This window comes from Bacillus sp. 11B20 (assembly GCF_056098985.1).
Map to the genome: position 1 here is coordinate 471,810 of NZ_JBLZWZ010000009.1, position 14,304 is coordinate 486,113.

19 protein-coding genes are annotated in these 14,304 nt (G+C 38.1%); all 19 read right to left on the bottom strand.

Going from position 1 to position 14,304, the window contains the following annotated elements:
- The 19 genes from ACN6NB_RS16695 to degU all read right to left on the bottom strand — a co-directional run bounded on the left by ACN6NB_RS16695 (position 1) and on the right by degU (position 14,298).
- Positions 1-1,686, bottom strand: a complete 1,686-nt coding sequence (locus tag ACN6NB_RS16695) for a methyl-accepting chemotaxis protein (protein WP_047201869.1) — start codon at positions 1,684-1,686, stop codon at positions 1-3.
- 33 nt (positions 1,687-1,719) lie between these two features.
- The gene (locus ACN6NB_RS16700; protein ID WP_039181775.1) at positions 1,720-2,100 is read right to left on the bottom strand and encodes a DUF8042 domain-containing protein; all 381 of its coding nucleotides are present in this window, start codon (positions 2,098-2,100) and stop codon (positions 1,720-1,722) included.
- 13 nt (positions 2,101-2,113) lie between these two features.
- Positions 2,114-2,455 carry a flagellar protein FliT gene (gene fliT / locus ACN6NB_RS16705; protein ID WP_126682362.1) on the bottom strand — a complete coding sequence of 114 codons (342 nt, stop codon included), beginning with the start codon at positions 2,453-2,455 and terminating at the stop codon, positions 2,114-2,116.
- On the bottom strand, positions 2,452-2,856 hold the full coding sequence (gene fliS / locus ACN6NB_RS16710; RefSeq protein ID WP_024423612.1) for a flagellar export chaperone FliS: 405 nt from the start codon (positions 2,854-2,856) through the stop codon (positions 2,452-2,454). The genes fliT and fliS overlap by 4 nt, the downstream gene beginning before the upstream one ends.
- 17 nt (positions 2,857-2,873) lie before the next feature.
- A complete protein-coding gene (locus ACN6NB_RS16715) occupies positions 2,874-4,403 on the bottom strand; it encodes a flagellar hook-associated protein 2 (protein WP_126682363.1) in 1,530 nt (509 codons plus the stop codon).
- 20 nt (positions 4,404-4,423) lie between these two features.
- Positions 4,424-4,765 (bottom strand): flagellar protein FlaG, encoded by a 342-nt coding sequence (gene flaG / locus ACN6NB_RS16720; protein WP_039181788.1) that lies wholly within the window; start codon positions 4,763-4,765, stop codon positions 4,424-4,426.
- A 161-nt stretch (positions 4,766-4,926) separates the two neighbouring features.
- Positions 4,927-5,151 (bottom strand): carbon storage regulator CsrA, encoded by a 225-nt coding sequence (gene csrA / locus ACN6NB_RS16725; RefSeq protein WP_060698451.1) that lies wholly within the window; start codon positions 5,149-5,151, stop codon positions 4,927-4,929.
- A complete protein-coding gene (gene fliW, locus ACN6NB_RS16730) occupies positions 5,145-5,579 on the bottom strand; it encodes a flagellar assembly protein FliW (RefSeq protein ID WP_041088051.1) in 435 nt (144 codons plus the stop codon). Before fliW ends, csrA begins: the two co-directional genes overlap by 7 nt.
- 27 nt (positions 5,580-5,606) lie before the next feature.
- Positions 5,607-6,185 (bottom strand): DUF6470 family protein, encoded by a 579-nt coding sequence (locus ACN6NB_RS16735; RefSeq protein ID WP_095409672.1) that lies wholly within the window; start codon positions 6,183-6,185, stop codon positions 5,607-5,609.
- 46 nt (positions 6,186-6,231) lie between these two features.
- Entirely contained in the window at positions 6,232-7,140 is a 909-nt protein-coding gene (gene flgL, locus ACN6NB_RS16740; RefSeq protein WP_144491539.1) for a flagellar hook-associated protein FlgL, read from the bottom strand.
- A 9-nt stretch (positions 7,141-7,149) separates the two neighbouring features.
- Entirely contained in the window at positions 7,150-8,670 is a 1,521-nt protein-coding gene (flgK, locus tag ACN6NB_RS16745) for a flagellar hook-associated protein FlgK (protein ID WP_041088045.1), read from the bottom strand.
- Positions 8,671-8,685: 15 nt separating this feature from the next.
- Complete coding sequence (locus ACN6NB_RS16750) at positions 8,686-9,168, bottom strand: flagellar protein FlgN (RefSeq protein ID WP_024423619.1); 483 nt, start codon at positions 9,166-9,168, stop codon at positions 8,686-8,688.
- 18 nt (positions 9,169-9,186) lie between these two features.
- Positions 9,187-9,450 (bottom strand): flagellar biosynthesis anti-sigma factor FlgM, encoded by a 264-nt coding sequence (flgM, locus tag ACN6NB_RS16755; protein WP_024423620.1) that lies wholly within the window; start codon positions 9,448-9,450, stop codon positions 9,187-9,189.
- 79 nt (positions 9,451-9,529) lie between these two features.
- Positions 9,530-9,949 (bottom strand): TIGR03826 family flagellar region protein, encoded by a 420-nt coding sequence (locus tag ACN6NB_RS16760; protein ID WP_039181808.1) that lies wholly within the window; start codon positions 9,947-9,949, stop codon positions 9,530-9,532.
- Positions 9,950-10,005: 56 nt separating this feature from the next.
- Positions 10,006-10,662 carry a ComF family protein gene (locus tag ACN6NB_RS16765; RefSeq protein WP_327842111.1) on the bottom strand — a complete coding sequence of 219 codons (657 nt, stop codon included), beginning with the start codon at positions 10,660-10,662 and terminating at the stop codon, positions 10,006-10,008.
- Positions 10,663-10,688: 26 nt separating this feature from the next.
- On the bottom strand, positions 10,689-10,982 hold the full coding sequence (comFB, locus tag ACN6NB_RS16770) for a late competence protein ComFB (protein WP_039181811.1): 294 nt from the start codon (positions 10,980-10,982) through the stop codon (positions 10,689-10,691).
- A 49-nt stretch (positions 10,983-11,031) separates the two neighbouring features.
- A complete protein-coding gene (locus tag ACN6NB_RS16775) occupies positions 11,032-12,429 on the bottom strand; it encodes an ATP-dependent helicase ComFA (RefSeq protein ID WP_143252282.1) in 1,398 nt (465 codons plus the stop codon).
- Between the two features lie 120 nt (positions 12,430-12,549).
- On the bottom strand, positions 12,550-13,392 hold the full coding sequence (locus ACN6NB_RS16780; protein WP_039181815.1) for a DegV family protein: 843 nt from the start codon (positions 13,390-13,392) through the stop codon (positions 12,550-12,552).
- A gap of 216 nt (positions 13,393-13,608) precedes the next feature.
- Positions 13,609-14,298 carry a two-component system response regulator DegU gene (gene degU, locus ACN6NB_RS16785; RefSeq protein ID WP_008348273.1) on the bottom strand — a complete coding sequence of 230 codons (690 nt, stop codon included), beginning with the start codon at positions 14,296-14,298 and terminating at the stop codon, positions 13,609-13,611.
- Between the last annotated feature and the right edge of the window lie 6 nt (positions 14,299-14,304).

Consider the following 14,304-nt stretch of genomic DNA (forward strand, 5'->3'; position numbering starts at 1 on the left):
TTAAATGGTAAAAGATGATATCGATGTTTTCAGCGATTGAGACAAGGATTTTAAATCCTCCGCAGCGGCTTTCATTTCTTCATTTGCCGCTAATGATTCTTCAACAGCAGCAGACATATACTCTGTTTCTTCTGAGTTTCGTTTCGCACCTTCTTCAATGACACCAACCGTTTGAGAAATTTCCTCTGTACTAGCAGAAATCTGTTCTGCAGTGGCTGACAGTTCTTCGGCTTTCATTGAAATATCACGAATAGATTCCAAGATTTCATGGAAGCTCTGTTCAGATAATTGTGATACTTTTACACCCTCTGCTACATCCCGCTCAACCTTCGTCATCGATTGCGATGACCTTTCTGTATCTTTGTTCACGTTCTCGAGTAATTGACTAATTTGATCTGTCAGCTGACTAGATTCTTCTGCCAGCTTCCTCACTTCATCTGCTACAACTGCAAAACCTCTTCCATGTTCTCCCGCTCTTGCTGCTTCTATGGCTGCGTTTAAAGCAAGTAAATTCGTCTGGTCAGCAATGGCATGGATATGACCTAACAGACCTTGAATGCCTGTAAACTGCGCTTGTACATTGGCCATTGTGGAATGGTGTTCATTCACAGACTCTTTAATAGAACTCATTTGTTTCACAAATTGTTGAATAAGAGCGGCACCCTCTTCAGCCTTTTCAGTCACTGAAATTGAGTGACCCGAAACATCGGACGTGTGTACAGCTGCGTTTTGCATGCCAGTAGATACTTCTTGAATGGCAGAGGCGACTTTTCCGACCGCATCTGATTGTTCACGTGAAGCTTCACTGACCTGTTCGATCGAGCTAGATGTCTGCTCACTAGCCGATATCGTTTGACTGATGGTTTCCTCAAATTGAGCAGCAGAATCAGCAAGCTGTCTTGATCCGCTTTGCACCTGCAAAATAAGCTGACGCAAATGAGCCGTCATTTGATTAAAGGCTGTGCCGAGCTGACCAATCTCATTTTTAGAGGTCACTTCAATCTCTTCAAGGGTCAGGTCACCATCTGCCATCCTTCTTGCGGCATTTGTGACAGAAACAATTGGTTTTGTCATGCGATGAACGAATCTGACACCAATCACCAGAAAGCCAACAATAATCGCTGCACTGACCAAAATGAGTGTAAGCAATAATTGATTACTATCTTGATTGAGCTGATTGATTTTTTGATCACGTTGTTTTAGCTGGTTTTGAGCGAATTCTTTTGTAAAGGTATGTATTTCTTGTTCGATAGGTTGTAATTCTTGAGTGAGGCGGGTGTTGAATTCTTTTTGATTTTGCATATTTAATGAATTAAATAATCGATTCGTTGAGGTGTAGTAGAGATAATTTTTTTCTGAGATTTGATCTAATAGATTTTTTGCTTGTTTGACCGTACTTAATTTTGAAGCTTCTGTTGTTTTCTTATTAATATCTTCATATGTTTGCTCAATTTTCTGCAAATTTTCAGCATCTTGGACGACGACATATGTTTTGATCTGTGCTTCCTGCTTTTGCAGAAGCGCCTCTAATTCCAGCGAGGTCTGATAAAGCTTCACTTCCTTGCTTAATAACGCTTTATAGGATTGATCTGTTTTGTAATAGAGAAAGCTTGAGAATCCTAACATACTGACAAACAATACACATATGACAATAAGCCCAAATAAAAATTGATTTTTTAGTCTCATAATTTCCTCCGAATGGTCTGAATTGGACAAAAATTAATGAATGACATACGGCCTCATACAGGCATGTATTTCATCCATCCACTTTCTATATTCAGGTATAAAATATGATTTCAGGAATGATTGGAAGTGATTTGAAGGGAATGTATAGAAAGCTAGTATATCAAAACTTAAAAATATTTGATCAAACGAACGAATCGTTTTGGCAAAGTGTTCATTTTCAATAATTGAAAGCAGAAGGGGGTGTGTTGTGTCTAAATGAAAGAAGGCATGGATCAGATCATTAAAGATCCGATCCCCTTCTGTTTTGTCAAAATCCTTCTCAATTTCATCTAAATATTTTAGACTCTCTTCTATCGTGTATAGAAGTTCATAATATGTGGTTAATAAAATATAGTCATTTGAACGATACGCCACAGGTCTCACCTATTTATTTCCGTTTATCGTAATATACGCCGTCACTTGTTATGGGCTGGTATGGATTTTGATAATTCAGCTGTTTTGTTTTCTTTTTTTGAATGGCTTGAATATCTGCTTTTATCCCATTTTGGATAACCGTTAATTGCTTCGCCATCTGTTGATCTGTTTGTATGATTTCTCGGATTTTCTCTTTTTCTTGATCCGTCAATTCATGCTTTATATCTCTCATTAATTCGTCTCTCTCAATTAAAAAGGCATCAAAGTCTTCAACCAGTGTCTCACTTTGTGGATTTTCCGCTATTTCTGCTGCCATTTTTAATGTTTGATCACGCAGCTGGTCCACAATACTCATAGAGAGCCCCCGATAGAGTGGTGACGGCCTTTTCGATCGGTTTGAATGACTTCCTTCCACGCATCACGGAAATCAGTTACGTACTCTTCTACTTCATTCAATATCTCTTCGTCATTTTGAAGATTAGCTTCTATCAGTCTGCGATAAATGTAATCATACATACTTGCCATACTCTTTGATACGTCATAGGAACGATTTAAGGTGACATTTAATTCTTGAATGATGTTTTGAGCCTTTTTCAGGTTCAAGTTTCTCGTTTCTGCATCCTCTTTTTGAATGGCATGCTTCGCTATTCTGATGAACTTTAAGCAGCCTTCATAAAGCATAAGCGTCAACTCGGCAGGTGTTGCGGTCTCAATAGAATTTTTCTGATAGGCGGCATAAGGGTTCTGTATTGCCATATGTTATAAACCTCCAATTATTGTCCAAGCAGTTGAGAAAGGTAGCCAGATTGGTTGTTTAGCTTTTGAATTGCACTATCCATGGCGTTAAACTTTTTGTAGTAACGGGCTTCAACCATTTTTAAACGATCTTGGAATGTACTCATTCGTTTTGTCAAAGAATCAAGGTCCTTACCAAGTCCGTATTCCTTTAATTCCATTGTTGTGCTTCCCGCCTTTGTTTGAATGCTCTTCGTGAAGGCAGTTAAGGAATTTTTGACACGATAAATGATTCCTTGTTCTTGATATTGCTGCTGTGCTTTGTCTTTATCTTTTGAATCCACATTTAAACTACCCGAGATAAACATTTGTCTGACTTTCTCCGGGTCTTCTTCAATGGCTTTTCTTAATTTCTCTACTCCATTTATATCTTTACTAAATTCCAGCTTTCCGCCATCTTTATACTTGGATGATGTCTCAATACCGATTTGTGTGAGTTGGATTTTATTCGCATCACTTGTCGTAATATTAGCATACAAATCACTTCTTATTTTAGAGGCACCAGATCGTAAAATGGAATCACTTCTCAGCAAGCCAGACTTCGCAGTCGTTTCCCATAGCTCTATTTCTTTTTCAGACATCCCTTTTTTCTCTTCAGCCGTTAATGGTTGATAGTCTCTGTTTTTCTTTTCATTGACTTTACCATTAATCTGCTCAACGAGCTCATTGTATTTATCAACAAATTGTTTAATTTTGTCATAGATTGCATCCACATCTGTTGAAACGTTTAAGCTGACAGGCTGATCCGTTGTTCCTTTAAGTTCGTACGTAATATCAGCCTGTGTGAATGTATTGTTGTTATTTTCCATTTTCAGACCATTAATCTCGTATTGCGCTTTCTGTCCTTGAGTGGTCGCAACTAATTTGTTATCTCCATCTACTTGGAAGCCTAATTGCGTTAAAAATGAAGCTGAATTGCCATCAGCTGCTTTAATACTGACACCCTCACCAGTTGTCCGAGAAGTAAGAGCAATTGTATCCACGTAGTTAGTGCCATCAGAGATTTGGCCTTTGTAAGCCGTCACACCTAATTGCGCGCTGTTCAGCTTTTTCACGATGTCATCGATTGTATCGGAATCAGAGGTATTGATCGTCACCATTTTCGGTTTTGTTGAATCTGGTGTCGTCACTTCAAACGTAAACGTGCCATTTGCTGGTGTAAATCCAGATGTACCAGAGGATTTGAAGACAGAAGCTGTCGCTAGTTGAGTGACATGAATAGAGCCAGAGGTCGCATTTGTTGACCCAGTTGCTGTGACAGCAGATTCATTAGAGCTTGTTACCTTTTTTGCGCCATATGTACTTGGACGCGTTAAGTTTAAACTGTTGATCAAATCATCTAATTCTTTGATTTTCGAGTTAACCTCGCGATAGCTGTCTCTTTGCCATTCAAGTGTTTGTTTCTGGCGTGTCATTTTATCAAGTGGTGCCTGCTCCGTTTTCATCAGCTTTGATACGATTTCATCAATATCGAACACATTTGAAAATCCAGTAATACGATTGACCATTGTTTATGTTCTCCCTTCATTTACATTCTTTTATCTACAAATAAACCGACAATTTCTGTCATTGCCGCATAGAAATCAAGCCATTCCTTGGAAGGAATTTCTCTAATAACTTCTTCTGTTTGGTTATCTACGACTTTGACATAATATTCATTGAGTTTTTCATGTAATTCAAATTGAAGATGAAATTGAGTAGGTTCAATCAGCTTGTTTGCGCCTTGAAGCGTTTTTTCAATTTCTTCTTTTGAAACAGCCCTGCCATTTGCTTGTGAGTCAGAGTTTACATTGTCATTCTGGTTATTAGAAACACGGGTTTGAAATGCATCGATAATTGGCTCTAGTGATGTCAACTTACCAACAGACATAGTTATTCAGCTCCTGTGCTTTAATCTATCTTTTATATCGGCTTTGAATTTGCAAATTAAATATAGATGGACCGATTTGTTAAAGTTTCCTATAGATCATGAACATCTGTATCGGAACGCTTTCACACGGAGAAGGACAGCTGAATGCAATAAAAAAATCCTCACTTTTTTTGTGAGGATAATTGAGAGAGGATATCTAAGGATAAGCTCGCAGCACGATTGTTCTCTTCTTGAATAGACAGGTACACTTCTTTCCTGTGAATATCAATGTGCTTAGGAGCCTCAATCCCGACTTTCACTTGATCGCCCTCGATTGAAATAATCTTGACTTCAATATCATCGCCTATTTGAATTGACTGGTTTAATTTACGAGACAGCACTAACATGAGGATGCCACCTCTAACAAATGTTTTGTATGATAGGCTGAATCATGCAAAATCACCTGCTTGGCTTTCATGTTTTTCCGGTTCACAATAATAGGCGCTCTTAAATTAGCTGTTGTTTTTTCAATAGATGATTCCATTGTTAAAATAACCATTACTTCCACATCATTGGCATCTTCTACTTCCAGAATGTCTACAACCGTTTCGTCTAAATCAAATTCGTATTGATTGAAGAATAAAAACGGACTGCTGACGATAAAGCCTAATGCTGCGTTTTTCAATGATTGAAGAACTAAAAACGGAGATTCTTCTGATAAAGGCAAAATGACAAACTGTTTTTGATCCAGAAATCCTGGTATCCCGTTAGAGAAGTTGATGATTTGCTCCTCTTTGATTGTCACTTCACCATGGTATTTTGTTTGAATGATCATAATTCACGACCTTTTCGTTTTTCTTAACTATACCTTATCACCATTTTGGCCCGTTTCGTCAACTTCTATTTTTAATTCTGGGTATTGTAACATATCAATATTGACCTTACCTGGCTGGTAGTTAACGATTGGTTTATGAGGTGTTGCCTCTATGATAGCTTTTTGCGGCTCCACATCAATTTGAAGCTCAGAAGGCTGATAGTGAATTTTCACACTAAAGAATGAAGGTATCACACCAATGGTGAATTGTTTTGCTGGAGGACTGCCGTTGATCTTGGCAAATTCAGCAATCGCATTTCCACCATTCTCGATCTTGATAAGTTCACTTCCTTCTTCCGCTCTTCGGCCCATTCCTTCTCCAACAGCCCGCTTCCCCTCAGCTGCCCATTCCTCAGAACGTCTAAAAATCGACTTGATGTCCATATCGGCAAATGCCTCGGTTTGATCAATGGTTAATTTCGACGGTGTCCTTTTGATATCCATGACAGCGCGCGGCTGCTGAATCTCAAGATCCGCTCGTGGCTGCTCTACTTCTTGCCTAGAAGGAGTTGTCGACATTTGAAGCTTTGCATAGGTTTGCTGCATTAACAATCTAGGGATTTGCATATATTCACCTCCATGATGCAAAAAAGCACCCTACGGATGCTTTTTATTATCTTAAGAAATCAACAAGGGATGGCTGAATGACTTTAGCTGTTGTCGCTAAAGCAGCTCTATTCACCGTCTCTTGTTGAAGAAGATCAAGAATTGCCTTTTCACTTTCAACATCTTCATTATCTGATTTAGCATTTTTCAATACTTGGTATTGTGAAGTTAAACGACTTCCTACTAAGTCAACACGATTCGAACGCGCTCCTAGGTCAGATCGCTCAGCACTCATCACTTCTTTAAACTGATCGATACTTCCTAATGCATCATCAGAATTCGCGAATGTTCCATTTTTCAATGAATTTTCTAAATCAGTCAGCATTTCAATGACATTTTGACCGTTGGCCTGTCCACCAAACGCTGAAATTGGATTTGAGTTTACATTTAAAGTAATCCCATCAGAAATATTCGCTTGAACAGCATTCGCACCTGTATAATTTTCGAAGTTAAATGTATACGTTCCGTCTGCATTCTCAACAACTGGTTTAACATTTGTATTTGTCCCATTAAATACGAACTTACCTAGCATTTGAGTGTTCATTGCATCGATGATTTGATTCTTCATCTGACCAATTTCCACTCCGATAGCTGCTAAATCTTCTGGCTGCTTTGTTCCGTTTGCCGCATCAAGCACTTTATCTCGTATATTTGACATAATATCAATAATTTCAGTGACACTTGTTTCAGATGTATCAATCCAGTTTTGTGCTTCATTTAAGTTATTTTTATACTGTTCATTTCGAAACAAGGCAGTACTATATTGAAGGCTTTTTACTGCTGCAACAGGATCATCAGACGTATTCGTGAAACGTCTTCCTGTTTGTGCCTGCTCATTAATCTTAGAAAGTTTTTCGTAACTTTTACTAATATTTCGAAGTGAGTTTTGAGAAATCATACCTTGTGTGACTCGCATCCGTTATCCCTACCTTCCTACGACACCCATGCCGTTTATTACCTTATCCAGTACTTCATCTTGTAATGTCATAATTCTCGCAGCCGCATTATATGCATGCTGGAATTGGATCATATTCGTCATTTCTTCATCGATGGAGACAGCGCTAGTCGACATTCTACGTTCATTGGCTGAATTGACAAGAGCAGCTGAACTGCTTTCAAGCGTCATGTTCTTTTTCCCTTGTACCCCCATCTCAGCAATGACATTTTGGTAATAATCCTGAATTGTCGTTGTATTTCCACCGATTGGTAACTTTAAGTCTTGTATATTAGCTAATTTCGTAGCATTCGAACCGTCACCTTGTGTTTGATTGAGAGATGCTGCGATATTATCTGTTGATGCTAAAATGACATCGCTCACTTTAATACGAGCTGCCAAACCTTTATTTAATTCATTGTTATTCTCGATATCAAAAAAGTCTTGTCCACTTGCACCAGTTAACGTGTACCCCTGCTTATGTACATCGTTAAATGTATCCATGAATACTTGTGCTACTTCATCCAGTTCTGCAAGCATATCTGGATACATGCCTTTTTCAGCACCGTTTGACATGTAGCCATAAGCCTCAACAAGTGCTTTTACTTTACCGTTTACTTGTAATTGATCCGCTGCAATAGTTGTTGTTCCGAATTGAAGTGAGTTAACAAGTCCCGTAGTATTATCGTAAGAGATTTGCAGTTCAGACTTTTCATTTGTAATACCATTCAAAATGTTTCCAGCAGATTGTCCATTTGCACCGATAATGTCGATGTTGACAGTTCCTTCAGCAATTTTAAGTGCATTACCGCCAGGTGGATTGTAGCTGACCTTAATATCAACAAGTGAGGATAATTGATCTACCAAAGTATCACGTGTATCATAAAGATCATTTGGAAGATATCCATTTGGCTCAACTGCTGCAATCTGTTTGTTCACTTCATCTATTTGAGATAATAGAGTGTTTACATCTTTGGCTGTTGAATCGAGTTCCGTTTTCAAATTCTTTTGTACCGTTGTTAAAGAAGAATTGAGCAGACGGAATTGGTCAACTAGAGCCTGTGCACTTGTTTTAACAACTGTACGTGCAGAAGCTGTATCAGCATTTTTTGTTTCTGATAAGACCTGTAATGATTTCCATAGGTTATCAAAAGCTCTGTTCAAGCCTTCATCCGTCAAATCATTCATAACCCCTTCCATCTGTGAAAGGGCATCTGACTTCGTTGAGTAGTAAGACAAGTTGTTGTTATGATCTCTATATTGTAGATCTAAAAAGCTATCTCGAATTCTTTCAACCGTTCCAACTTGTACACCTGTCCCCATTTGACCATACGTCTTTCCATCATAAACAGAAAGGACTGGATAAGGATTTTCTGCTTTAAAGGTCACTCTTTGTCTTGAGTAGCCTTCCGTATTTGCATTGGAGACGTTGTTTGATGTGACATAAAGCCCTGCACGCTGGGCTGTGATTCCTCTTTTTGCCGTTTCTAGTCCCATGAATGTAGAACCCATTGGTATCCTCCTTGTTTACGCCTTTGAATCAAACAAAGCCCTTTGCTGTTTAGGCTTTGAACTCTCAAGACCATTTTGTCCGTAATTCATATTTTCTTTATTGGGGTTAACGAGATCGAATGTCAGTGAAATAAATTGAAGTGACTGCTGAATAAGCTGCTTGTTCAGTTCATTTACATCTTTTAGTTCCACCATGATGTCATTTAGTTTCTCATATAATGAAATGAGCTCTTCTTGATCTGTACCTTCAGCCTTTTCGATACATGCAGTGATGGTTGGTGATTGATCACTTTGTAAAAATTGAACGGTCGCTTCAATTCGTTTTTCTTCTAATTGAGAAATGGCCTGAATATACTTTTGCTCTAAATTCAGAACCTCTGAAAGAGCATCAATCTCATTGCTTTTCAGCATTTCTGTTTTATCCTTAGACAACTTTAATAGCTGTTCATGCAATCCATAGAGACGATGCAGTTCTTCAATAATTATTTTAACTGACATTCACGCTGCTCCCTTTTGTTATTGTTGTTTATAAAAATTCAGCATTTTATCTGCAATGCCTTTTGTATCTACTTGATATGTTCCGGCTTCAATGCTTTTTTTAATTTGGTCAATTTTATCTTGACGTTCTCTCATAATATTCGGCACCTTTTGCATTTCGATTGCCTTTTTAGAAATTTCGACTTTATCAGTTGATTTTGCTTGATTCGATTGCAACGTTTGTTTCTCATATGTTTTCTTGTAAGGATTTACTGGTTGTGTTCCATATCGATTAATTTTCACGGGATTCCTCTCGCTTTCCGTTACAGTCTGTCTTGATTCTATCCATTTTATCGACCAAACTGCAACTTAGTTTAGGGAATCAGTCGTTTTTAGGATTAATGGCATAATAGGTGTCTTTTTTCCTAGATTCAATCTCCCTTTTACGCTCTTCTTCTTGGTTCATTTGGCTGATTTGCGAATGAATATCCTGTTCACATTGGCTGCATAGCTTGTTTTTCCTGATCGCTTTGCCACATCTTTCACAAGGATAATTAATATTCGGAAATTGACTAATTTGCAGTCTTTTCAAACGAATAAATTTCAAGATTAATTCTTCATCAACTTCAGTTGCATCTACTATTTCAGCGATGGTTGATTGTCTATTACTTTGTTTTCTTAAGAATTTATATACGATATCAAAAGAACGTTCTTCTTCTTCATAGCATTTGTTACAAACCGTTTGGATGGTGGTTTTTAAAAATAGCTGATTACATTGTGGACAGTTTGCCAATTGATTCATAACCAAAACCCCTTACGTTATTTTCTTTTCTTATTATCGGTTAATTATCATGATTTTTAACTACGTATCAACGTAAAAGAAGAAACACTTTTGGCACCTGCGTCTTTTAAAATTCTTGCTGCATCATAAATGGTTGCTCCCGTTGTATAGATATCATCAACTAATATAATATCCCTTTTAACAATCACATCTGTATGCTTTATTTGAAACAATCCTTTTTGATCTAGGCGTTCATTTTTCTTTTTTTTGGACTGCTTACTTTGATGTATTTTCACGAGTGGCTGCAATATTGGCTTACCTATCAAAGAAGCGATGATGACGGACTGATTAAATCCTCTTTCTTTTAGTCTTTCATGACTTAAAGGGATCGGAATCAGTAATGGTTCTTTTATGCTGAAGGAATGTTTAAATGCTGCTTGTACATCTCGTTTAAACAGCTCAACTAAAGCCGTATCACCCCGAAATTTAAAGCGGGCAAGGACATCTTTCATCAACTCATTGTAAGTATAAACTGACCTATTTTTCACAAGAACTTTAGTAGAATCAGGGCGTTCATTCCATCTATCGCAGTCCTGGCACATTTGGTCATTTGACTGCGCCCTTCCACACGTTGGACAAATAGGACGCTCAATCTTTACTAAGTCATTCTTACATGCTACACAAAGACGATCATCATTTAATAGTAGGAATGATTTCCAGGTAAAAGCCGGCACAAAATGTCCCTCACAAATTTGGCAATTCAATTGTTTTTCTTGTTCAGCAGCAGACGATTTTCACACCTTGGAAATGCGGAGACCTTGGAAGCTGCTTCTGTCAGAATAACTAGCATAGCAGTATTCTTCTGTTTATCCACCATCTCAGATTTACTGTAAGATATTTTATCGATGTCTGTTATATATTGTGGTTTCACTTGATTCAGTGAAATTGCTAATACATCTTCCATACACTTTTCACAATGACAAATCATGTTTAATTGGTTGAGATATTGATAGAGAATTTCCTTGAGTAGTATTTCTTTTGCATTGAGTAGCATATTTTGTCTCTCCTGCCATTTGTGTATTGTGAATATAATGTACCATGATTTAGTTGAACCCACACTGTTTTTCAGAAAACTCATTTGCAGCCGTATCATTCATTTTAACGATATGCTTCTTTGCTTGTTTCATACTTCTCGTTAAACCAAAATGAAAAAGGAAAACGTCTCCTGTACAATAATCCGGGTGTCTGCCTACTCTTCCAGAAATCTGAACAAGTGCACTCTCTGTAAAAATAGTAGATTCCGAACCTAATACCCCCACTTGAACATTTGGAATGGTTACGCCTCTTTCTAGAATAGTGGTTGTAACTAGTACATCGTATACGTAATCTCTAAAGTGCTGAACCTTTTGTTTCCTATCTGGATCATCGGCAGACACTCCCTCCACGTTTAAGGAGTGTTCTCGAAGAATTTTCGTTACCTTCTTCATGGTAGCAATTGAAGGAACAAAAAGTAATACTCTTCTTTTATTTGCAATATGTCTCTGCATCCAATTCATCACTTTACGGGGCAGCTGATTCTTTTTTAATTTCTTTTTCCAATGTCCAATCCAATGAAAGGTCGGTACGGGTAATGGTTGTTTATGAAAACGCAGAGGAATTTTTATCGCTTCCAGTTTTCCACTAGAAACCTCTCTCGTCATTTTTTTAGAGGGTGTCGCACTTAAATAAATCCTAACCCCTCCGTTCTTTCTCATCGCCTTTAGAACAGCAAATTGGAGACGTTCATCCATTGAATAAGGAAAGGCATCGACTTCATCTACAATGACCACATCAAATGCATTTTTGTACCTCATCAGCTGATGGGTTGTGGCGATCACTAGCGGTGCAATCTGAAACCTTTGAGAACTGCCTCCATAAAGTACGGCTATTGTCATCCCTTGAAATGCTTTTCTAAGTCGTGGTTCGAGTTCAAGCACAACATCTGTTCTAGGGGTCGCAATACAGACACTCATTCCTTGATTTAATGCATATTCGATTCCGTGAAAAAGCACCTCCGTTTTCCCTGCCCCGCAAACCGCCCAAACAAGCAGATCAAATTTGCTTTTGATAGCTTCAATCATTTTTTCTGACGCTCTTTTTTGTCCTTTAGACAGCTCTCCCTGCCATGTTAATTCAGCTCGATATGTTTCTACTTTTTGTGGACCTGTCCATTCATAAAGAAACCCACATTCAGTTGCTTTTCCCATCATGATGCATGACCTACAGTACACACAATCCTTTTGACACACTTCACATGGAGAGTGAGCAAAGTACCGCTTGTGTGATACACCGCACCGGCAGCATGTAAAACCATTTGCTTTCCTCTCAATCGCAGGTGTTCGATTGACTAAGCCCTTCTCCTCCAGCCAATCCAATTTGTACTGTGGGCACCTTGTTTCGGCGGTGAGCAAATGGCGTGAATGCAGCTGCCGCATTAGTTCCATTGCTTTGTCCATATTCAACTTAACCAAACACCTTTCAATTGATGTTTGCCTATTATGCGCAAAGACATGACCTTTCGTCCAACGGGTAAAATAGAAAAACAAAACCCCTTTTCCATAAGAAAAGAGGTTTTTTAGGAATTATCTAATCACCCAGCCAAGAGCTAAAGAGCCTTCACCTAGATGGGTGCCGATCACGGCACCAAAGTAGCTTTTATAAAATTCAACATGAGGATATTTTTCTGATAAGTGCGCAATTAATTCTTCTGCTTCTTCTTCTCTATTACCATGTATCAGTGTTGCTCTCATCGGAACACCACGTGATGCATCTTCATCAAATAATTCAAAAATACGTGAAATGGCTTTTTTACGTGTGCGAATCTTCTCAAAAGGGACAATTAGCTTGTTGTCAAAATGCAGAATAGGCTTTACCTTTAAGAGGCTTCCAATAAAAGCCTGTGCACCATTTAATCTGCCGCCTCTTTGCAAATGAGTTAAATCATCTACCATAAAATACGCCCGCTGACTTTCTTTCAGGTAATTTAGATGTGCTAACACTTCTTCTAAAGAAGCACCTTCTTGGATTTTTTCAGCAGCTTCTAACACATAAAAACCTTGTGCCATACAGCTTGTTTCTGTATCAAACGGGTAAATATCAATCCCTTCAACTAGATCATTCGCTGAAGCAGCACTATTATACGTTCCACTAATTCCACTTGAAAGGTGAATACTAATCACGGCGTCGTATGTTTCACTTAGTTTTTCATATAAGGCTATTAATTCACCAAAAGCAGGCTGAGAGGTTGTTGGAAGATCTTTGTGTTTTTTGATTTCTTCATAATATGTCTTCCAGTCCATTTCTATTTCTTCACGGTATGATTCACTGCCAAAGATGACGTTGAGGGGGATCATATGAATATTATATTTATCACGTAGCTCTTGTGGTAGATAAGCAGTACTGTCTGTTACAACGGCTATTTTCATTCTTAAATACCTTCCTTATTCGTTATGTTACTCTTTTTTATTTTAAAAGAATGATCATTTTTTCATTAGATTTATAATAGTAATCAAAAAAGCCTGCCTAATCAATAGGCAAGCCCGCTATATCCGAAAAAGACTCCTTACCCTGTCTATCATTTCCCTCCAGCTAAAATGTGAGAGAACAAAAAACAGGCGAAAAAGGAGTACTTGTCCGGAACATTATCTCATTTCTACCCAGCCGTTTTTAATTGCTACAACAACAGCTTGTGTACGGTCGTTTACATTCATTTTTTGCAAAATGTTACTCACGTGGTTTTTGACTGTTTTCTCACTAATAAAGAGCGATTCACCAATTCCTCTGTTGCTCTTTCCGTCAGCTAACATTTGAAGAACTTCGCATTCACGTCTAGTTAAGATATGAAGTGGTCTGCGAATTTCAGGATATACCTCGTGCTGTGGATGTGCTGAAACGCCGCTAGTTGCTAGGCGTCGGAATTCATTTACTAAATTATGAGTGACTTTCGGATGTAAATAAGAGCCTCCGTCAGCTACAACTTTCACTGCTTCGATGAGTGTGTCTGCATCCATTTCTTTTAACAGGTAGCCTCTCGCTCCTGTTTTCAATGCATGTGTTACATAGTTTTCATCATCATGAATAGATAGAATAATGACTTTTGATTCGGGATAAAGCTCAACAAGCTGCTTTGTAGCTTCAACACCATTTACATTCGGCATATTAATGTCCATAATGACAACATCCGGATGATAGTGTTCTACGATACGTGCAGCTTCGTCACCGTCGTCTCCTTCTGCAACTACTTCAAAAGTAGGTTCAAAATCTAAAATCCGTTTGACACCTTCACGGAATAATTGGTGGTCATCAATAATTACAATATTTACTTTAGTCACAAGCTA

Bases quoted from the DNA above. Each gene is read 5' to 3' on its own strand.
- csrA (WP_060698451.1), bottom strand. From the start codon at position 5,151: ATGTTAGTGCTGTCTCGTAAATTAAACCAGTCAATTCAAATAGGCGAT.
- ACN6NB_RS16780 (WP_039181815.1), bottom strand. From the start codon at position 13,392: ATGAAAATAGCCGTTGTAACAGACAGTACTGCTTATCTACCACAAGAG.
- fliT (WP_126682362.1), bottom strand. From the start codon at position 2,455: ATGAGTATTGTGGACCAGCTGCGTGATCAAACATTAAAAATGGCAGCA.
- fliW (WP_041088051.1), bottom strand. From the start codon at position 5,579: ATGATCATTCAAACAAAATACCATGGTGAAGTGACAATCAAAGAGGAG.
- flgL (WP_144491539.1), bottom strand. From the start codon at position 7,140: ATGCGAGTCACACAAGGTATGATTTCTCAAAACTCACTTCGAAATATT.
- ACN6NB_RS16695 (WP_047201869.1), bottom strand. From the start codon at position 1,686: ATGAGACTAAAAAATCAATTTTTATTTGGGCTTATTGTCATATGTGTA.
- flgK (WP_041088045.1), bottom strand. From the start codon at position 8,670: ATGGGTTCTACATTCATGGGACTAGAAACGGCAAAAAGAGGAATCACA.
- ACN6NB_RS16735 (WP_095409672.1), bottom strand. From the start codon at position 6,185: ATGCAAATCCCTAGATTGTTAATGCAGCAAACCTATGCAAAGCTTCAA.
- ACN6NB_RS16715 (WP_126682363.1), bottom strand. From the start codon at position 4,403: ATGGTCAATCGTATTACTGGATTTTCAAATGTGTTCGATATTGATGAA.
- flaG (WP_039181788.1), bottom strand. From the start codon at position 4,765: ATGTCTGTTGGTAAGTTGACATCACTAGAGCCAATTATCGATGCATTT.
- ACN6NB_RS16760 (WP_039181808.1), bottom strand. From the start codon at position 9,949: ATGAATCAATTGGCAAACTGTCCACAATGTAATCAGCTATTTTTAAAA.
- ACN6NB_RS16750 (WP_024423619.1), bottom strand. From the start codon at position 9,168: ATGTCAGTTAAAATAATTATTGAAGAACTGCATCGTCTCTATGGATTG.
- fliS (WP_024423612.1), bottom strand. From the start codon at position 2,856: ATGGCAATACAGAACCCTTATGCCGCCTATCAGAAAAATTCTATTGAG.
- comFB (WP_039181811.1), bottom strand. From the start codon at position 10,982: ATGCTACTCAATGCAAAAGAAATACTACTCAAGGAAATTCTCTATCAA.